We start from the raw sequence: 18,932 nt of genomic DNA on the forward strand, positions 1-18,932 counted from the left end.
CCTCCGGCTCGGCTCGCGCCAGTGTACGAAGGCACCGTGGGGACCGGTCCTCACACAGTATGCGAAGCACCGGTCTCACAGATGTGCGAGGTCCGGCGCACAGGCCCGCGCCTTCGCCGTCAACCCGCCATGCCGGCAGTCAACTTGCTGATAGCCTGCCCGGCGTCAGTGCAAGCAGCCGGGGGACCTGCTGATGATGGACAGCACGATCGCCGAGCCGCTCGGCGCGGACGATCCGCAGGAGATCGGCAGCTTCGCCGTCATCGGCGTGCTCGGCACCGGCGGCATGGGCGAGGTCTACCTCGGGGTGTCGGACCGGGGCTACGCCGCCGTCAAGCGCGTCCGGGCGCGACTGGTCTCCAGCGAGCGCTTCGAACGCGAGGTCGGGCTCCTCTACCGCGTACCGGTCGGAGTCGGGCCGCGGGTGCTGGCGAGCGACGGCACCGCGGAGCGCCCATGGTTCGCCACCGAGTACGTGGCCGGACTCACCGTGGACGAAGCCGTCCGGCTGCGCGGCCCGCTGCCCGCCGAGGCACTCTGGCTGCTGCTGGCCGAGGCGGCGGCCCAACTGACCGCCGTGCACGAAGCCGGGATCACGCACCGCGACGTGAAGCCCGGCAACGTGATGCTGGTACGCGACGGCGTGAAGCTGATCGACTTCGGCATCGCCCGCGCCGCGGACCAGGCGAGGCTCACCAAGACCGGTGGCAGCTACGGTACTCAGGGCTTCTCGGCACCGGAACAGCAGTCCGGGGACGAGAACGTGGGCGCGCCCGCGGACGTGTACGGGCTCGGGGCGCTTCTGCTCTACGCGGCCTCGGGTCGCACGCCCGGCGTCGTCCCCGACGTCGAACCGCTGCGCGCCGTGGACGCCGACCTCGCCGACCTCGTCGCGTCCTGCCTCGCCACCGCCCCCAAAGACCGCCCCACCGCCCGCGAGTTGGCCGGCACCGCACGCACGCAGCTGCCGGTTCCGGCACCGACCTGGCCCTCGGAGGTCATGGCACGCGTCGCCGCGCGACGTGACTTCGCCGCCACACCGGTCAGCAAGATGGACACCGTCCCGCCGCCGGATCCGGATCCCGAACCGGACACCGTGCCGAACGCCCCCACGGCAGCGCACCGGCGGCGCACGCGCCTGCTCCTGCTGCCGACCGCCGGACTGGTCGCCCTGGGCGTCGTCGCGGCCGTCGTGTTCTCCCCGTCCGCGCCCGCGGACAACGGCAGTCCGCGGTCGTCCGGCGGCGCGACGGACACCGTCCAGCCCGTGGGCCGGACGTCGCAGTCGTCCTCCGCGAGCCCGAGCCGCAACGCCTCGTCCCCCGCCGGGTCCGCCTCCGCGTCGGCGGGACTCCCGACCGCCCAGGGCGGCACGGGCGGCACAGGCGGCAGCACAGGCAGTGCCACCGGCGGCCAGGCCACCCCACCGGGCGTGCCCGGCACGAGCCCGGCCCCCGGCCCGGTCACGAGCACCCCACCCGCGGCGCCCGGCCCCAGCCCCACCGCGTCGTCGATCAGCGGCATCAGCGGCGGCGACGACACGACGCAGGTCAGGGGTTCCGAAGCGGACACCGACTGGTATGCCAACGACGCGGCCTGCTCCGCCTGGTTGGACGACAACGGCTCCGGCGGGCTCGCAGGCGTGGTGAACACCTCCATGGGCGAGACCTGCGACGCCGAGCTCTACCGCACCGGCGGCATGGCATACGGCTTCTACGCCTCCTTCGGCGCCGCGAAGACGAACTTCATCCCGGACGCCGGCCACGCGATGTGGATCTGCGTCTGGAAGGCGGGCGACCAGTCCGACGAGAAGTGCTCCCCGCGCTTCGGCATGAACGGCCACACCCCGGTCATGCAGTGAAATCACGCAACGGCGGCGAGCGCCGCTGCCGACAGGTCCAACAGGTCCAACAGGTCTGAGTGGAACGCGGACAGGCCGCCCCCGAAACGGGGACGGCCTGTCGGTGAGCCCGCCTGTCGGCGAGCCTCAGTGAGGTCAGTTCTTCCAGCGCGGCTTGCGCTCGGCGGAGCCACCGGCAGAGCCGCCGGCGCGGTAGCCGGAGGGGCCACGGTCCTCGCGGCGCTGGAAGCCACCACGGTCGTCACGGCGGTCGTCGCGACGGAAGTTGCCGGACGCCGGACGGTGGTCGTCGCGACGGGCGGCGCCGAAGGACGGACGACGGTCGCGGTCGCCGCCGAAGGAACGGCCCGCGCCGAAGGACGGACGGTCCTCGCGACGCTGGAAGCCACCGCGGTCACCACCACGGTCACCCCGGTCGTCGCGACGGTCGTCACGGCGGAAGCCCTCACGGTCGTCCCGACGCTGGAAACCACCGCGGTCGTCACGACGCTGGAAGCCACCGCGGTCACCACCACGGTCACCGCGGTCGTCCCGACGGTCGTCACGGCGGAAGCCCTCACGGTCGTCCCGACGCTGGAAACCACCGCGGTCACCACCACGATCGTCCCGACGCTGGAAACCACCACGGTCACCACCACGATCGTCCCGACGCTGGAAACCACCACGGTCACCGCGGTCGCCGCCACGGTCGTCCCGACGCTGGAAGCCGCCACGGTCGTCACGGCTGCGCTCCTCACGGCTCGAGAAGCCTCGGTCCGCACGCGGCGCGCGGGCCTCGACGGCGACCGGAGCGTCAGCAGCCTCGGCAACCGCAACCGGGGTGCCCTCGGCCGCTTCCGCGCCCTCCGCCCCATCGGCGACCGGCTCGTCCGTAAGGCCCAGCTCGGCACGCTCGGAGGCGGCACGGGAGGCGAGACGCTCGGCCTCGTCGCGGAGGTTGGTGGCGTGGCGGGTGGCCCGCTCCAACTCCTTGGTCAGGGAGGCGACATCGCGCTCGGCCTGCTTGGCCTGGGTCGCGGCCGACTCGGCCTGAACCTCCGTCAGCGAACGGGCACCGGTGATGCGGACCAGGTCCGCGTCGAAGGAGCCGCCGACGATGTGGCGGGTCGCCTCGACACCGGCGTCCTCCAGCAGACGGAAGGTGCTGCGGCGCTGGTGCGGCAGGATCAGCGTGACGACCGTGCCGGAGCGACCGGCACGCGCGGTGCGGCCGGAGCGGTGCAGGTAGTCCTTGTGGTCACCGGCCGGGTCCACGTTGAGCACCAGGTCGATGCCGTCGACGTGGATGCCGCGCGCGGCGACGTCGGTGGCGACGAGGACGTGGACGTAACCGTCCTTGAAGTCGGCGAGGGTGCGGGTACGCGCGCCCTGGGTCATGCCGCCGTGCAGCGCGTCCGCCTTCACGCCCGCGTCACGCAGCTGGTCGGCGACACGGTCGCAGCCCATCTGGGTGCGGACGAAGATGATCGTGCGGCCCTTGCGGGCGGCGATCGCGTTGGTGACCGGCGCCTTGTCCTTGGGCTTCACGACCAGGACGTGGTGGGTCATGGTGGTGACCGCACCGGCGGACGGGTCGACCTCGTGGGTGACCGGGTCGACCAGGTAGCGCTTGACCAGCGTCCCGATCTCGTTCTCCAGCGTCGCGGAGAACAGCATCCGCTGGCCGCCGGCCGGGACCTTGTCGAGGAGCTCGGTGACCTCGGGCAGGAAGCCCATGTCGGCCATCTGGTCGGCCTCGTCGAGGACGACGATCTCGGTCTCTTCGAGCGAGCAGGCGTTGCGGTCGATCAGGTCGCGCAGGCGGCCGGGGGTGGCGACGAGGACGTCGACGCCGCGCTCCAGGGCCCAGATCTGCTTCGGCATGGAGGTACCGCCGCAGACGACCTTGAGGTTCAGGCCGAGGACCGAGCCGTACGGCTCGAGCGCGTCGGAGACCTGCATGGCCAGCTCGCGGGTCGGCACCAGGATCAGGCCGCGCGGGCGCTTGGCGCGGGTGCGGCCCTGCTCCAGGCGGGTCAGCAGCGGCAGGCCGAAGCTCAGCGTCTTGCCGGAGCCGGTACGGCCACGGCCGAGGACGTCCTTACCGGCCAGCGCGTCCGGGATGGTCGCGGCCTGGATCGGGAACGGGGTGGTCACGCCACGCTTGGCCAGGGTGCGGACGATCTCGTCCGGCAGACCCAGGTCGCCGAAGGTGAGCGTCTTCTCGGCGGGCTCGACAGCCTCGTCGGCGTTCTCGGCGGAATCAGTGGTGTTGACAGTGGAGTTGGTGATGTCGGCGGCGTCCGCCGGGATCTCGGTGAGGGCCTCGTGCTCCGCGGCCTCGGTGTTTTCGGGCATGGCGAAGCGGGCATCGTCAACGATGGACATGCAAAACCTTCCGGATATTGGCACGCGCCAAATCCGCAGGTTTCCAAACCGCCTCTATGCGGTCAGCCACGGAGTGCCGGAACGCGCCAAGGGCGCCTTTTCTTCCAGCGCCGGGCAAATTGAACAACGATCTACCAAGATAGCCCAGCCGCCACGGGCGGAGCAAACGACGTGGTGGAGACCCGGATCACACGCTCCTCAGCTCCCGGACGCGCTGGCAGAGGGGCTGGCGGAGCTCGGCGACGGCGAGGGCGGCGGGGTGGACGGAGCCGGAGTGGACGGCTGCACCCGGGAGGGGCTGGGGGTGGGCTGCGAGGGCGGCGTCACCGTCGGCCGGACGGCACTGGTGCTCGGCAGCGGGGTGACCCCGACCGGCTGACCGCCGACCTGGGGCGAGGGAGTGCCGCTGGGGCGTGCGCCCGGTGTGGGGGCGCCGGCAGGGGCGCTCATGCCCGGCGCCGCGCTGGGACGGTCGCCGCCGCGGTGGCGCGGCTGCTCCGTCGTCCGCGTGGTCACGCCGTCCTGCGAGCCGCCCGCACCCGCCGGCGCGGCCGTCGGCACGCCGGCGCCCGTGGGCGTCGCCGCCGGACCCACCTCCATGCACCCGGCCAGCGTCGGCACCGCACCGACCACGGCCCCGGCCACCACCACGAACGCGAGCGCCCGGCGCGCCCCGACTTCGACCTTTCCCACCGCGTCCGGCCCCGCTTCCTCTACTGCGCGTCCTTGCCCCCGACAATCCCTTCCCACTCCAACGCGCCCCCCGGCCAAAGGACACGCACGCGTCAACCCGCCCGCGCGATTCCCACCCCACCGCTCACCCGTACCCGAGCTCGTGCAGGCGCTCCTCGTCGATCCCGAAGTGATGACCGATCTCATGCACGACCGTCACCCCGACTTCGCGCACCACCTCGTCCTCGCTCCGGCACGTCCGCAGCGTCGGATTCCGGTAGACGGTGATCCGGTCCGGCAGCACCCCGGCGTACCACTCGCCGCGCTCGGTCAGCGGCGTGCCCTCGTACAGCCCGAGCAGCTCGGGCCGCCCCGGCACGGGGTCGTCCTCGACGAAGATCACCACGTTGTCCATCAAACGGGTGAGCTCCACGGGAATCCGGTCGAGCGCCTCCCCGACCAGCTCCTCGAACCGCTCCCGTCCCATCTCCAGCACGACTCGGCCCCTGACCTCGTAATCGATTTTGGCGTTCCCGCTCGCATCCCATATGCTTCTGAACGTCCCCGACGGCCGCAAGGAAGCCGGGAGGGTCCAAACGCCCTCATCGTCTAGTGGCCCAGGACGCCGCCCTTTCAAGGCGGTAGCACGGGTTCGAATCCCGTTGGGGGCACGGCATTGCCCGTGCATGTACGTTGTGCGCATGGCTCCGTGGAGCAGTTGGTTAGCTCGCCACCCTGTCAAGGTGGAGGTCGCGGGTTCAAGTCCCGTCGGAGTCGCTCAGGCTCCCTCGCAAGAGGGAACCTGGCCAGGTAGCTCAGTTGGTACGAGCGTCCGCCTGAAAAGCGGAAGGTCGCCGGTTCGACCCCGGCCCTGGCCACCTTGTCTGACCAGCAGAAACGCCCCGGCTCGATCATCGAGCAGGGGCTTTTTTGTTGCCCGTTACGCCCACGGGTACGACAACGCCTCGCCGTACGGCCACTCTCTTCAGCCCCAGGCGCGCGTCTCCGGAGACCACGTCCGGCCGGGCACGGATCCGGAGCCGTCGAGAAGCGGGTCCGCGAAGGCCGTGACCACCTCGACAACGGTGCCGAATCGCTCGGGATACACGGTCGCGACAGGGCCTTGCCGCCGACGCCAGGCTGCGTACGAGGACTGCCGCCTCTCGGAGTAGTCCGGCAGGAGAAGAGGACTCAACCTCTGCAACCGGATGCCCCTGTGCGCAGCCGTGGCATCGAGCGCGGAGGCCACTCCCTTGGAGTCGAACTCATGAAGGGTGAAGAGGCGGTAGAGGTCCGCGTAGTCACGGTCCCGGGTGTTGAATGCGCCCAGGGAGAGCGCAGTGGTGAGCTTTTCTGCGATCACGGTGACGATCGGATAGCCGAGCAGCTGGAACGTCTCGTTCGACAGCTGTTGCTGATACGCAATCGGCTCGGGGCCGGGTGTGATCGGATCCCCGAAGCTGACGTCCAGTTGCAGCTTGAGTCGCGCTCGGGCGATGGTGGCCGCCATCGCCAGGCGCAGCCCGTGGTACTCGTCGTCCTCGCGAATCGGAACGGTCTTGATGCTCTGGCCTTCGAAGACCACTCCGTCGTCGATCTCCAGCGATGCGATGGCCGTGATGCGCCGGACGATCTCGTCCCGCTCCCCCGGGAACCGCAGCCCGAGGATGTCGATATCGCGCGTCATGCGGCGGGCGCCGAACTGGGCGAGCAGCAGGCCTCCCTTGAGCACGAAGTGCGCTCGGCCCAGGGGGAGGCGGCCATGCGGAACAGGAAGCGCTCCAGGAGATAGTCGACCATCACCTCGTCGGTCGATCGACGGTTGCGACGGGCGAGGTTACGCAGGTCGTTGTAGACCCGGCCCGCGGTGGTGTCGCCTGTGGGGTTCGGCATCAGGCAAGCACCGCTTCGACGGAGGGACGGATGACGGTCAGCGCGCCCAGTTCACCGGCGATCCGGTTGAGTTCGGCCACGCGGGCCGGGCCACCGTTTCGCAGAAAGCGACCGAGCGCGGAGAGGGCCAGGGATTCACCGATTCGGTGCCGGAAGCGCATCGCGTCCACGACCGATCTCTCAGCGCTGTAGACCGACACCGCCTCACCCGGAGCCACTTCGAACGGTTCCACACCTACCCTGAAGGTCTCCGCCGCGTACTGCGAAACCACCGTCGGCGGGTACGCGATCTGCGGTCGGTGCGAGCCCCTGGGCACCGCGACGTGGACGGCCGACGGGATGTCGTCGATCAGCTCGTGCAACGCCAGAGCGGACTCGCCGCACACCACCGCCAAAGGTGCACGTCGGGCGACGGCCAACAGATCCAGATGGGCGCTCTCCGGTGCGGACGCGAGGCGATAGACGCCTCGGGACAGCTCATCAAGCTCGCCAGAGGCCAGTAGCGTCGCCAGATCCCTCGATGCCAGTCCTACCCCGTGAGCCTCCGTGGTGGTGAAGGTCGGCGGCAGAGCGCTCAGCCGCATTTCGAGTCTGAGAGAGTCGACCATGCATTGAATCCTACCCAAGGCATCGACCAGTGGGGAGGATTCGGTACACCCATACCCGAGATTCGCGAGACACCATCGACACGAGGCCACGCCCGCCCCGGCACGGTCGAACCAGACAGTTCGCCGCTCTTCCACGTGGCGGGTGCGGGCTTCGAACCTGCGTAGCCTGCGCGACAGGCTTACTGGCTGCGGTCCGCTTGCCCAGCTGAGGGAGCTTCATCCGCGTGTACGTCAAAGCTCAGCCGGCTGTCGGTGCCCACGGCCTCACCCTCCGAGCGGAAGGTGCCGGTGATCCATCCCGTGAGTCGGCGGGTGTCGTCAACGTCGCCGGTCAGGGTGACGTGCACGCTGCCGGATCCCGCCGGGGCCAGGGCACTCCCAGGCCGGCCGGTGGCCGCTGAGGCCGCGTCCACCTCGTAGATCCTCGTATGCAGCATTCCTGGAGCTCGGGGTACCTGCCGTTCCGTGGTCGTGAATCTGTCGCCCACTGCGGCTACTACGGCTCGTACCGCTCCAGCATTGCCCGTGAGTGCCATGTGCACCGCCATCGCGTACCTCCTCCGCCCCAAAGCCAGCGTGCACCGAGGCGGCGCGCTGCGCGACAGGGGACCTGCGCGACCAAGGTGCCTGCACGGCTGGCAGCCGGACAGCGCAGCAAGGGCGACCGGCCCTTGCCGCTCGGACAGCCAGGGCCCCGTTCCGGCGACACCTGATCTGCCGCGGACTACCCTGAAGTGCCGCCCGGCGCATCTCAGGAGGCACCACGATGAACCCGGAGCACTTCGCGCTCCTCGAAGAGGCCCGCAGGAGTCTGCCTGACGGGTTCAAGGCCGAACTGTCCGGCGACACCATCGTCATGATGGTCATCCCCTCGGGCATCCACCAACGGAATCTGCTCACGGTGCGGCGCGAGTTCGATGCGCACGCACCGTCCGAACTGCTGCCCAGTGAGAACACCGACCTCGTCTCACCGAACGTCGGCAAGAGCCGCAATCCGGATCTGACATACCTTCCGGGCGAGGCCCTGGAGACGACTGACAACCAGGTCCCCGCCGAGGTCGCCACGATCGCGGTGGAACTCGTCTCTCCCTCCAACCCGGAAAACGACTGGATCGGGAAGGTACGGGACTACCCGGTCATGGGGATCCCGCTCTATCTCGTGATCGACGCCAGGCAGAAGACCGTCACCCTCTTCAGCCGGCCCGACGGAACGAAGTACCACCGCCGCGAGGACATCGAGTTCGGCGAGACGCTGCACATCCCCGAACCATTCGCGTTCGACCTCCTCACCACCGGACTACTGCCGTACTGATGCCGTACTGACCGGCACCGCCGCCTGCACGGCGCCGCCGGCCGACGCCGGTCCCTACGCCGCGCAGCGCCAGCCGGGCGCAGAACGCGGCGATCGGCAGCTCGAGCAGCAGGGCCAGCACCCACGCCAGGGCGAGGCCCGGGCCGTGGGAGGTGGTGATGTCGAACCACGCGTCCGTCACAAGGAGGACGAAGGTCGCGCTCGCCGTCAGCGCGTAGCGGTTGTCGCCGCGCCGGAGCAGCGCGCCGGTGGAGGCCAGGCCTGCCACCTCCAGGGCGTCGAGCCCGACCCAGGACCACTCCCCCTGCGCGCCGAGCAGGACCACCCACGGGATCAGCGCGATGCTCATCCCCAGCAGCACCATCGGCACGGACAACGTCCGCCCGCCCGCGCCCCGCGGCGCTCGGACGCCGAACTCCGACAGCGATGTCACCGTGCTCATGGCTCCCCCTCAAGGCTGTCCGACCACCGGCCCGACGCCTGTCGGGCACAGTGATCAGCCTGCTCGGTTCGCCACGCGAAGTCGGTAGTCCCCACAGCCCAGTTGGGGGTAGTGCCAGGTACACCCCCGACCGGGAGTCAGGACCAAGCGAGCAGCTCAGACCCACCCCGGCAACGGTTCGCGCCGCTGGTGCCACTCGGGGGGCAGCGCCGCGACGCCGGTGCGGGCCGCGACCACGCTGCCGGTGATGGCGCAGTTGGTGTCCACGTCACCACCGCCGACAGCCGTCATCCACAACGCCTCGGTGAGGTTGTCGAGATGGCACGCGGCGGACCAGAGCGCGAACGGGACGGTCTCGCTCGCCCGGCCCCGCTCGCCCTTGCACAGCCACGACAAGGCCTGCCCGACGGGTGTTCCCAAGGGCAGGCCCGCAGCTCGGAGCAGACCGTCCCGGACCGCACCCGCCGGGGTCATCTCGGCGATCTGCGCCAGCAGGGCACCGGGTTGAGGCGGCGTCATCCCCCTGCCGCGCACTGCCAGAGCCGCCGCCACGGCGACCGCGACCGCTCCGGCGACGCCCTCCGGATGCGCGTGGGTGACCTCCGCCGAGCGGGCCGCCTGCTCCGCGGCCCGCTCTACGTCCGCGTGGAACCAGGCGCCGAGCGGCGCGACGCGCATCGCCCCGCCGCTGCCCAGACTGCCCTCGCCGAAGATGCTCCGCGCCGCCGCCCGCCAGGTGTCCGGGGACTGGGCGAGGAGCGGCAGCAGACTCTGCATCCCGTAGCCGTAGCCGCGGTTGGGGTCGGCCAGGAAGAAGGCGGCGAAGGACTCCGCCAACTGCCGCTGGTCCACGGCTCCGCGCAGGTAGAGCACGCGCAGCAGGGCGAGGGCCATCGCGGTGTCGTCGGTCCACCGCCAGGGCGACTCGACGGGGACGGTGCGCCTCTCGAACTGCGCCCGCGCATTGTGGTCACCCGCCTGGAAACGCCCGTACCAGTACACGCCGAAGGCGTCACCGAAGGCGAGCCCCTGCAGCGAGTCCCGCGCGACAGCTGCGGACGAGGGCGCGGTTGCAGGGACGAGCACAGCTGCGGTCGGGGCGACTGAACCGGACGGGATCATGTCCGTCATGCTGTCATGTCGCCCTCGCGGCAGGGCACTTCCCCTTCGCACAGCCGCGCTACGCCTCGTGCGCGCCGATCCGCGCCAGCACCGCCGACCGCAGCTTGTCGATGTCGACGTCGACGCCGAGGTCAAGCGCGGTGAGCACGTCGCATGCGTCCACCTCCGACTCGCTGGAGCCGACGGCGAGCAGGCCGAGCAGCATGTGCTCGGTGCCGAAGCGTTCATGGCCGAGCGCCTTGGCCTCGCGCAGCGTCTGCTCCAGGGCCATCTTCGCATGCGGGGTGTAGGCCGGGCGCGGGAACTGGAACGCGCCCGCACCGAAGTTGTCGTCGGCGCGGCGCTGAATCTCCGTGACGTCGATCCCGATCGACGCCAGCGCGTCGCGCGCGTCCTGGCGGCCGTTGGTGGGGACGCCCGCCTCGGCCAGCAGCCGGACCATCGCCTCCCTGGCAGGGTCCAGCCGGACGCCCTGGTCGGCCAGGACCGCACCGGCGTCGGCGTCCTGTACGGCGATCAGTCCGAGCAGCATGTGCCCGGTGCCGATGAAGTCGTGGCCGCACGCGATCGCCTCGTCCTGGGACACGACGATCGCCCGCTTCGCACGGTCGGTGAAGTACTCGAACACGTCAGTTCTCCTTGCCCGTGGCCTTGCGCCTGCCTGCGTGCTTCTCGTGCACGGACTGCCGACTCACCTGCAGCGCCGTTGCGATGGCCTGCCACGTCCAGCCGCTGTCGCGGGCGTTGTCGACGTGCAGGCGCTCCAGTTCCTCCAGCAGCCGCCGCAGCGCGACGACCGCGGCCAGCCCCTGGGCCGGATCCTTGCCTGTGACTTGACCGACCAGGTCGGCGGCCGGACGGCGTTCCTCCGAAGCTTCCATGGCTGTCAGGGTAGCCTGACATCACAGTCGCACGTCAAGGATTCCTGACACGCGGAGTACGAAGAGATGCAGAAGCGCCGGAGCACCGAAGTGCCCCAGTGCCGCTGGACGTTGCTACGGAGCCGGGCTTCCGGCGCTCAGCCCACCCGGGCCGAGAGCCAGACCAGCGCGTCCGGCAGCATGGCCCGCCAGACGTCGGTGGTGTGGCCGCCGTGGGTCACCGTGAGCAACTGGTTCGGGCCGGTCGTGTGCAGGACCGAGAGGAGCGCCCTGGCGGCCGGGACCGTGCCGGGGTCCTGGGTGCTGCCCGCCATCAGCAGCGCGATGTCCGGCTGGTGCTTGTCGTGCAGGAGCACCGAGTACGGGTTGTTGGCCCGGGTCAGGGCCGGGTCCTTGAGGACCAGCGGCGCCTCGGGCGCGTTGTAGCCGGAGAGGCTGACCGCCGAGTGGAAAGTGCCGGGGTGTTGGACCGTCAGGTTGACGGAGCAGTAGCCGCCCGCCGAGTAACCCATCAGCGCCCAGTGCTGCGCGCCGTGCTCGGTACGGAAGTTGGCCGCGATCAGCTGCGGCACGTCCTGGTCCAGCCAGGTCGCCGTGCGCGGCCCGCCCGGGATGTCCGCACAGCCGGGGTCCACGCCACCGGGAAGGACGTTCAGCTTGGCCGCGACCAGGATCATCGGCTTGACCTTGCCCTCCGCCATCAGCGGCGCGATGGCGTCCTGAACCTTCATCGACCCGAACCACGCCTGCGGCGTCCCGGGCGTCCCCGGCAGCAACTCGACGACGGGGAAGTCGGTGTGGGCGTACGCGGGGTCGTTGTACTGCGGCGGCAGCCAGACGTAGAGGCTGCCGGTGATGCCCGAGGCCGGGCCGTGGGCGTCGGTCGTCTGCACGCCCGGCAGGTAGGTCGTGAAGCGCAGCTTCAACGCGGTGCCGGCGGACGCAGAGCCGGTCGGGCCCCCGGAGACGTTCGTCGCGGTGGCCGCCTGGTCCCCGTCGTCACCGAAGAGGTCCTGCCAACTGTCGTAGAACGGGCCCATCGAGTTGTTGACGTAGACCAACACGACGACCACGGCCGCGATCTGGCTGAACATGGTGGCGCCCAGCCGCCCGGCGTACCGGACCGGGCGCGGCCCGGGTATTCGGTTCCAGACGAAGGCCAACAGCACCATCGCCACGACCATCAGTGCGACGGTGGCGACGAAGAACGGCGTGCCGGTCAGGCTCATGATCGACCCCTGCGAGAACGTACGGCGGCGTGCACTTTGCCGTGTTCACGCCCAGCGGTGCAGCTTATCTGTACGGACGCTGGGAGTTTGCCGGGAGGTTCCCGTTCCGGGCCGACTGCTTTGGGCGACCGCCCGCCAGGCCCTCGTCAGACGTGGCAACCGTGACCACGGAGGTACGGCAGCGGATCGATCACCGCGCCGTAGACGTTCCTGGGACGGATCTCGAAGTGCAGGTGCGGCCCGCGTGCGTTGCCGCTCTCCCCGGAGAGGCCGATCTGCTGCCCGCCGGCGACGTGGTCGCCGGTCCGCACGTCCAGCCGGGACATGTGGGCGTAGAGGGCGTAGTAGCCGTCCGGCAGCCGCAGCACGATCCAGTTGCCGTAGGCACCGCCCCATCCGGCGGTCACCACGGTGGCGTCCGCGACGGCGTAGAGCGGGGTGCCGGTGAACACCGCGAAGTCCACACCCGTGTGGTACCCGGCCGCGTACTCCGGATCCGGAACGCCGAAAGGCTGACTGATGGCCGCTCCGGGCGCGGGACTGAACCAGCCGGGGACGGGCGCGACCGTCGCACCGGAGACCGGCATGGAGACCGGCATGGTCCAGCCCGGGACGAGCACCGCCGCAGCCCCCATCACCTGGCGCGGCTGCGGCACCGGCACGGACTCCGCCGCACCGAGCCCGAACCGCGACCGGGACCGCGTCGCCGCGCGGGCATGCGGACGCAGCCACAGCGCGTCCTGGGAGGACGCGGCGGACGACCCGATCCGCGCCTTGACCGACGGACCCGGCAGGGCCGCCACGGAGTGCGCGCCGAACGGTGCGAGCGCGGCGGGCAGCAGCGTGCCGAAACCGACGGTCAGCACCGTCCCCCAGGCCGCGCGGGAGGGTCTCACGAGAAGTGCCACGCCACACGTGTACCGGGGCACGAGGGACCGCGCCAGGCTGTGTCACCCGGTTGGCAGCAGGCTCACCACCCCACGGGTGGCACACCGTCACGCCGATCGACCGGCGACCGAGCGCCGGACCGCTTGGAGCGCTCGGACCTCCTTGAAGACGTGGACGACGTGGACGCCCTGAACGACATGGACGACATGGACGAGTTCGGCGGGTTTCCGCCGACGCACCCGCGCCGGACGCCAGACTGCGTGGTGTGACCCACGACGATCCGAGGGACGACCAACCCCCCACCCCACCGTCGCATCCGGCGCCCCGGCATCCGGACGAGCCGCACCACGGCGGCGGCATGGGCAGTCGGCTGAACTGGCTGCGCGCCGGAGTCCTCGGCGCCAACGACGGCGTCGTCTCCACCGCCGGGCTGGTCGTCGGCGTCGCGGGCGCCGCGGCGACGTCGCACGAGCTGCTGACGGCGGGGCTGGCCGGGCTGCTGGCCGGCTCGATGTCGATGGCCACCGGCGAGTACGTCTCGGTGAGCACCCAGCGCGACTCCGAGCTGGCCATGCTCGACCTGGAACGCCTCGAACTGGCCCGGACCCCGGAGGCCGAGCTGGAGGAGCTGACCGGCCTCTACATGGCCAAGGGCCTGACCAGGGAGCTGGCCCACGAGGTCGCCGTCCGGCTGACCGAACACGACGCCCTCGCCGCGCACGCCGAGACCGAGCTGGGCATCGACCCGGAGGAGCTGACCAACCCCTGGCACGCCGCCGGGGCGAGCTTCCTGGCCTTCACCGTCGGAGCGCTGCTGCCGCTGCTGGCGATCGTGCTGCCGCCGGAGTCGGTACGGATCCCGGTCACGGTGGCGGCGGTGATCGCCGCGCTGGCCGTCGCCGGCTGGATCAGCGCGCGGATGGGCGGAGCCCGGATCTGGCCCGCAGTGGTCCGCAACGTGGCGGGCGGCGCCGTCGCCATGGCGATCACCTACGCGGCCGGCGTCCTGCTCCGCGCCTCGACCTGACCACCCCGACGCCCGGCTGCCGAGGCCGGGCGAGCACGGATTCGACCCTGACCACCAGCATCTAGTACAGTCTGACTCGCGCAAGGCTCCGTGGAGCAGTTGGTTAGCTCGCCACCCTGTCAAGGTGGAGGTCGCGGGTTCAAGTCCCGTCGGAGTCGCACAGAAGATCAGCCCGGATCCCCTCGGATCCGGGCTGATCTGTTTTCCGTCTTCTTCCGCTAAGCTCTACGCGCGTCACTCCGCATGCGGCCCGAGTGACGGATGTGACCGGCGTCACTCAAGTTTTCTTGATCCCAGCTCATGTTTCAGGCTTCACAGGGTCTACTCATTTTATATGTACAATTGCACAGGCGATAAACGAATTCCGGCCATCCGGCCATAAAAAAGGGCTGCACCGGACCCGGCGGAGTCCGATGCAGCCAAAAGCGCGTCTACTCGACCCGCCTTCAGGCCTCCGTGCGCTGCTGCGGAATGCCCGCGAGCAGAGCACGCACCTCCGCCTCGCGATAGCGGCGGTGCCCCCCGAGCGTACGGATCGACGTGAGCTTGCCAGCCTTGGCCCAGCGAGTGACCGTCTTCGGGTCAACGCGGAACATGGTGGCGACCTCAGCCGGCGTCAGCAGGGGTTCGGCATCAGGGGTACGAGCGGTCATGAGCGGCCTCCTCGGGAGAACCGAACCAACACGGTTCTTTCCTAGAAATTCTGCACCTTGGCATGCGATGCCCGAAATGGCCACCGCTTACCAAGTCGGTAATAGGACGAACGGCTTGTCCTTGGCACTACAACTACACCATCCGTCCAGTCCAATCAGCCAAACCGGCGGATTTGACCCCTCAAGGGCCAAGTTCGTCGGATTGCGATGGACCATGCCATAACGGACAGTCACCGCAAAGCGACCATCTGTCACAGCAGTCGGACCCCCCGCTTCCCCCGCGAAGGACCTCAAGCTCCGCAGAACCACTCTTACGTGGGCACAGGTGGTCTGCGGTGAGGCTGGTTGTCCTATTTTGACACTCAGTGCGGCCTTCGCGTCAACGGTGAGTCACGTCACGTTGATGGGGGATTGACCCGTTCCGAGACAAAGGTCCCATGTGGAGACGGGATAAGCACCCCTGTGACGTCTGAGGAGATGGTGCCACGCATGTCCGACTGCTCCCCTGGCCGCCAGGTGGCGTGATCGGTCGTGGCGGAAGCCCGCCATCTGTGACAGATGTTGTCAGGGATCCCGAAGGTTCTGTGGGGTGTCGTGTCGATTACGTGAAACCGGGACAGGAAGGGGCTTCCATGCCCCCGGCGAGGCCCCAGGGGGCCTCTGAGACGTGTTTCCCGACCCTACGCGCTCCCCGGCTCCCCGCCCAGGGGTGACGGCCCCGGAATGCCCCCACGGCCGCCTGAGGGCCCCCAGGCACTGCTTGAGGACTCCGGGTGACCTCGGACGCCGCCCAGTCGGCGAACTCAGTTCGCGAACTGCAGGTCCTGGACCCGGCGCCAGCGCTCGGTGACCGACCGGTAGCAGCGGCCCGCCCGCACCGGATCCCCCTCGCGCAGCGCGGCCACGCCCTCCGCGACGTCCTCCGCCGAGCGGTCGTCCGCCAGCCCCTGCTCGGGGATGGCGTGGACCAGCCCGCCGTAGTCCAGCTCGACCAGGGAACGCGGGTGGAACTCCTCCAGCCAGCGCCCGACCTCCTCCACGCCGGCGACCAGCGGGCCCTCGTCCAGCGTCTCCCGCAGCACCCGGTAACCGCGCGCGACCCGGCGCCGGGCCTGAGCCATCGGCGTGCGGTAGCGCAGCACCGGCGCGGTCCGGCGCTTCGCTCCGCCCGCGTCCTCCTGTGCGCCTGCCGACGACACCCCCTCGGACGACGCGTCCCCCGACCGCGCGCCCCCGTCGGGCCGCGCGCCCTCCTCCGACGGCGGGCCGTCCCCGGCCGCCGCCCCGGACCCGGCGCCCTCGGCACCGGAGGCGTGCTCGGCACCGGAGGCGTCCTCCAGGCCGGACGGAACGAACTCGCGTTCCTCCTCCCCGAAGAGCAGGAACCAGCGCACCGGGATGTTCCAGGTGCTGGTGAGGATCCACGGCCGCCCGTCCGGGTGCAGGGACCGCCAGCGGTCCCAGTCCGCCTCGGCCTGGGCCCGGACGACCGGCGGCACGGCCACGTCCAGCAGCGGCAGCGGCAGTTCCTCGCGCAGCTCGGACAGCGCCAGCCAGCTCCGCAGCCGGGTCCGCCACGGGCAGAGGTAGAGGACGCCGTCGGCCTCGTGCACGAAGGCGTCCCGGCTCTCGCGCTCGGGGATCGCGACGGGAGGCGTGGCAATCAGGTCGGCCAGCCGACCGCGCCGCTCGTCCACCGCGGAGGGATGCGGTCGACCGGCGGCATAGCCCTGCCAGTACGAGCGCTCCGGCTCCGCGAAGGCCGCCAGCGGCTCGTAGACGCGCAAGTAGGCGGCGTAGGGAGGATGCACCGAGGTCCGCAGCATAGGCACCCTGGCATCGTCGCACGCCCAGCCCGCGCAGCGGCCCGGAAGACGACGGTCCGCTCCGATCGCGCCCCCCGCGCCCCATCCGACGTCCGCAGTACGAGAGTTCGGTCCAAGCTGTGGACCACGTACCGAACGGCCCTCGCGCAGTCCTACGCTTCTGGGAGAACGTCCGCACCACCGCAAGCGGACGCGAGTCGACAATGGAGTCACCACCGTGACTGATGTCAGTGAGCGATCCGGCGTACTCAGCCGTATCTTCTCGAGCGACGCCACCTCGGCGCCCGGCGACAGCCATGAGCAGGTCGTCCTGTGCCACGACCGCGACACCGGCCTGAAGGCCGTGATCGCGATCCACTCGACCGCCCTGGGCCCCGCCCTCGGCGGCACGCGCTTCCACGCGTACGCCACGGAGGAGGAGGCCGTCCAGGACGCCCTCAACCTCTCCCGGGGCATGTCCTACAAGAACGCCCTGGCCGGGCTGGACCTCGGCGGCGGCAAGGCCGTGATCATCGGGGACCCGACCAAGATCAAGACTGAGGCCCTGCTGCGCGCCTACGGCCGCTTCGTGCAGTCCCTCGGCGGCCGTTACGTCACCGCCTGCGACGTGGGCACCTACGTGGCCGACATGGACGTCATCGCGCGCGAGTGCGACTACGTCACCGGCCGCTCCCCCGAGTACGGCGGCGCGGGCGACTCGTCCGTGCTGACCTCCTTCGGCGTCTTCCAGGGCATGCGCGCCGCCGCACAGCACCGCTGGGGCTCCCCCTCGCTCGAGGGCCGCCGCGTCGGCGTGGCCGGCATCGGCAAGGTCGGCCACTACCTGGTCGAGCACCTGGTCAACGACGGCGCGCAGGTCGTCGTGACCGACGTCCGCGAGGACGCGGTCAACCGGGTCCGGGCCGCGCACCCCGGCGTCGCGGTCGCCGCCGACACCGAGTCGCTGATCCGCGCCGACCTCGACGTCTACGCCCCGTGCGCGCTGGGCGGCGCCCTCAACGACGAGACGGTGCCCGCGCTGACCGCGAAGATCGTCTGCGGTGCGGCCAACAACCAGCTCGCCCACCCGGGCGTCGAGAAGGACCTCGCCGACCGCGGGATCCTCTACGCGCCCGACTACCTGGTCAACGCCGGTGGCGTGATCCAGGTCGCGGACGAGATCGAGGGCTTCTCCTTCGACCGCGCCAAGACCAAGGCCGCCAAGATCTTCGACACCACCCTCGAGATCTTCGCCCTGGCCGAGTCCGAGGGCGTCCCCCCGGCGGTCGCCGCGGACCGCCTGGCCGAGCGCCGGATGGCCGAGGTCGGCCGCCTCCGCACGATCCTGCTGCCGCGTTCGCGCTGAGGCCCGGATACCCCCGGACGGGAACGACGTTCTCACCTGACGCCACCGTCCGGGGGATACCCCTTGCCCGTACGGGGGATAATCGTGTCGGATCGGTCACTGCGGACGCGCTGTCCACGGTCCGACCTTCGCCCCTTTTTGCGGCCCTGACCTGCATCAATATGGTCACAACCAGGGGTGGCGTGCGCCACGTCGCACAGGCGGCGTACCGTACGGCGCTGGAAGCAGGTACCGTTGTTGCTCTAAGGACCGGCTCTCTCATCTCAACGAGGAGCCGTTCCCAATCATGAACGCGTGACAAGACTCGGAGCCGTGAGCTCCGTCGTTGAGGGGGTCGAGCCATGGGGCGCGGCCGGGCCAAGGCCAAGCAGACAAAGGTCGCCCGCCAGCTGAAGTACAACAGCGGCGGTTTCGACGCGTCGCGCCTGGCCAATGAGCTGGGCGTTGCGTCGACGAACGAGACGGTCAATCCGGAGCCGTTCGACGACGACGAGGAAGAGGACGACGATCCGTACGCCTCGTACTACAGCGACGAGGACGATGAGGACGTGGACGAGAGTCCCCCTCGCAAACGGGCCTGACATCCCGCAGTAGACGACGGAGCCGGTTCGGCGTGATGCCGAACCGGCACTTCGTCGTCTGTCCACAAGCACGACGGTGCAACACCGAGGGGGGGGGGGGGGGGCCGGGGCCCCCCCCCCCCCCCCGGGGGGGGGGGGGGGGGGGGGGGGGGGGGGCCCCCCCCGCCCCCCCCCCCCCCCCCCGCGCCCGTGCGGCCCCCGCGGGGGCCGCGGGGGGCCCCCGCC

The 18,932-nt window shown here is 70.5% G+C and carries 19 protein-coding genes and 4 tRNA genes; 9 read left to right on the plus strand and 14 right to left on the minus strand.

What is annotated here, in order from left to right; translation table 11 throughout:
- The first annotated feature begins 193 nt into the window (after positions 1–193).
- Positions 194–1,861, plus strand: coding sequence for a serine/threonine-protein kinase (locus ABH940_RS24240; RefSeq protein WP_370106163.1), 1,668 nt, complete (start codon positions 194–196; stop codon positions 1,859–1,861).
- Positions 1,862–1,996: 135 nt separating this feature from the next.
- Here ABH940_RS24240 and ABH940_RS24245 read toward each other — a convergent pair whose 3' ends face one another.
- The 3 genes from ABH940_RS24245 to ABH940_RS24255 form a co-directional block, all read right to left on the minus strand.
- A complete protein-coding gene (locus tag ABH940_RS24245) occupies positions 1,997–4,228 on the minus strand; it encodes a DEAD/DEAH box helicase (RefSeq protein WP_370106164.1) in 2,232 nt (743 codons plus the stop codon).
- Positions 4,229–4,426: 198 nt separating this feature from the next.
- Entirely contained in the window at positions 4,427–4,921 is a 495-nt protein-coding gene (locus tag ABH940_RS24250) for a hypothetical protein (protein ID WP_370070434.1), read from the minus strand.
- Between the two features lie 124 nt (positions 4,922–5,045).
- Positions 5,046–5,396: a metallopeptidase family protein gene (locus ABH940_RS24255; RefSeq protein ID WP_370106165.1), complete on the minus strand. Its 351-nt coding sequence runs from the start codon at positions 5,394–5,396 to the stop codon at positions 5,046–5,048.
- Between the two features lie 102 nt (positions 5,397–5,498).
- Between ABH940_RS24255 and ABH940_RS24260 the strand changes: the two genes are divergently transcribed.
- The 3 genes from ABH940_RS24260 to ABH940_RS24270 all read left to right on the plus strand — a co-directional run bounded on the left by ABH940_RS24260 (position 5,499) and on the right by ABH940_RS24270 (position 5,778).
- Positions 5,499–5,571, plus strand: a tRNA-Glu gene (locus ABH940_RS24260).
- A gap of 32 nt (positions 5,572–5,603) precedes the next feature.
- Positions 5,604–5,677, plus strand: a tRNA-Asp gene (locus ABH940_RS24265).
- Between the two features lie 27 nt (positions 5,678–5,704).
- A tRNA-Phe gene (locus ABH940_RS24270) sits at positions 5,705–5,778 on the plus strand.
- Positions 5,779–5,885: 107 nt separating this feature from the next.
- Here the strand turns inward: ABH940_RS24270 and ABH940_RS24275 are convergent.
- The 3 genes from ABH940_RS24275 to ABH940_RS24285 are packed head-to-tail and all read right to left on the minus strand — an operon-like array spanning position 5,886 to position 7,401.
- A complete protein-coding gene (locus tag ABH940_RS24275; RefSeq protein ID WP_370106166.1) occupies positions 5,886–6,632 on the minus strand; it encodes a nucleotidyl transferase AbiEii/AbiGii toxin family protein in 747 nt (248 codons plus the stop codon).
- On the minus strand, positions 6,584–6,793 hold the full coding sequence (locus ABH940_RS24280) for a hypothetical protein (protein ID WP_370072070.1): 210 nt from the start codon (positions 6,791–6,793) through the stop codon (positions 6,584–6,586). The genes ABH940_RS24275 and ABH940_RS24280 overlap by 49 nt, the downstream gene beginning before the upstream one ends.
- Positions 6,793–7,401, minus strand: coding sequence for a type IV toxin-antitoxin system AbiEi family antitoxin domain-containing protein (locus ABH940_RS24285; RefSeq protein WP_370072069.1), 609 nt, complete (start codon positions 7,399–7,401; stop codon positions 6,793–6,795). The genes ABH940_RS24280 and ABH940_RS24285 overlap by 1 nt, the downstream gene beginning before the upstream one ends.
- A 766-nt stretch (positions 7,402–8,167) precedes the next feature.
- Between ABH940_RS24285 and ABH940_RS24290 the strand changes: the two genes are divergently transcribed.
- Positions 8,168–8,713 carry a Uma2 family endonuclease gene (locus ABH940_RS24290; RefSeq protein ID WP_370072068.1) on the plus strand — a complete coding sequence of 182 codons (546 nt, stop codon included), beginning with the start codon at positions 8,168–8,170 and terminating at the stop codon, positions 8,711–8,713.
- On the opposite strand, the gene ABH940_RS24295 is transcribed toward ABH940_RS24290, so the two are convergent.
- The 6 genes from ABH940_RS24295 to ABH940_RS24320 all read right to left on the minus strand — a co-directional run bounded on the left by ABH940_RS24295 (position 8,688) and on the right by ABH940_RS24320 (position 13,295).
- A complete protein-coding gene (locus ABH940_RS24295; RefSeq protein WP_370072067.1) occupies positions 8,688–9,155 on the minus strand; it encodes a hypothetical protein in 468 nt (155 codons plus the stop codon). The genes ABH940_RS24290 and ABH940_RS24295 overlap by 26 nt on opposite strands.
- A gap of 156 nt (positions 9,156–9,311) precedes the next feature.
- Positions 9,312–10,286: an ADP-ribosylglycohydrolase family protein gene (locus ABH940_RS24300; protein ID WP_370072066.1), complete on the minus strand. Its 975-nt coding sequence runs from the start codon at positions 10,284–10,286 to the stop codon at positions 9,312–9,314.
- Positions 10,287–10,335: 49 nt separating this feature from the next.
- Positions 10,336–10,905 (minus strand): Clp protease N-terminal domain-containing protein, encoded by a 570-nt coding sequence (locus ABH940_RS24305; RefSeq protein ID WP_370106167.1) that lies wholly within the window; start codon positions 10,903–10,905, stop codon positions 10,336–10,338.
- Between the two features lies 1 nt (position 10,906).
- Positions 10,907–11,158, minus strand: a complete 252-nt coding sequence (locus ABH940_RS24310) for a hypothetical protein (RefSeq protein ID WP_370072064.1) — start codon at positions 11,156–11,158, stop codon at positions 10,907–10,909.
- Between the two features lie 137 nt (positions 11,159–11,295).
- A complete protein-coding gene (locus ABH940_RS24315; RefSeq protein WP_370072063.1) occupies positions 11,296–12,387 on the minus strand; it encodes an alpha/beta hydrolase in 1,092 nt (363 codons plus the stop codon).
- 146 nt (positions 12,388–12,533) lie between these two features.
- Positions 12,534–13,295 carry a M23 family metallopeptidase gene (locus ABH940_RS24320; RefSeq protein ID WP_370106168.1) on the minus strand — a complete coding sequence of 254 codons (762 nt, stop codon included), beginning with the start codon at positions 13,293–13,295 and terminating at the stop codon, positions 12,534–12,536.
- A 338-nt stretch (positions 13,296–13,633) separates the two neighbouring features.
- Here ABH940_RS24320 and ABH940_RS24325 point away from each other — a divergent pair, with 338 nt between their 5' ends.
- Entirely contained in the window at positions 13,634–14,302 is a 669-nt protein-coding gene (locus ABH940_RS24325; RefSeq protein ID WP_370072077.1) for a VIT family protein, read from the plus strand.
- A gap of 84 nt (positions 14,303–14,386) precedes the next feature.
- Positions 14,387–14,460, plus strand: a tRNA-Asp gene (locus ABH940_RS24330).
- Between the two features lie 288 nt (positions 14,461–14,748).
- On the opposite strand, the gene bldC is transcribed toward ABH940_RS24330, so the two are convergent.
- Together bldC and ABH940_RS24340 are read right to left on the minus strand one after the other, a co-directional pair.
- Complete coding sequence (bldC, locus tag ABH940_RS24335; RefSeq protein ID WP_033321412.1) at positions 14,749–14,955, minus strand: developmental transcriptional regulator BldC; 207 nt, start codon at positions 14,953–14,955, stop codon at positions 14,749–14,751.
- Positions 14,956–15,758: 803 nt separating this feature from the next.
- Complete coding sequence (locus ABH940_RS24340; RefSeq protein WP_370106170.1) at positions 15,759–16,781, minus strand: hypothetical protein; 1,023 nt, start codon at positions 16,779–16,781, stop codon at positions 15,759–15,761.
- Between the two features lie 217 nt (positions 16,782–16,998).
- Between ABH940_RS24340 and ABH940_RS24345 the strand changes: the two genes are divergently transcribed.
- Together ABH940_RS24345 and ABH940_RS24350 are read left to right on the plus strand one after the other, a co-directional pair.
- Positions 16,999–18,126: a Glu/Leu/Phe/Val dehydrogenase dimerization domain-containing protein gene (locus tag ABH940_RS24345; RefSeq protein WP_370072061.1), complete on the plus strand. Its 1,128-nt coding sequence runs from the start codon at positions 16,999–17,001 to the stop codon at positions 18,124–18,126.
- Positions 18,127–18,467: 341 nt separating this feature from the next.
- Positions 18,468–18,707 (plus strand): DUF3073 domain-containing protein, encoded by a 240-nt coding sequence (locus ABH940_RS24350; protein ID WP_370072060.1) that lies wholly within the window; start codon positions 18,468–18,470, stop codon positions 18,705–18,707.
- Positions 18,708–18,932: the final 225 nt, after the last annotated feature.

This window comes from Streptacidiphilus sp. BW17 (genome assembly GCF_041262485.1).
Taxonomy (GTDB): Bacteria; Actinomycetota; Actinomycetes; order Streptomycetales; family Streptomycetaceae; genus Streptacidiphilus.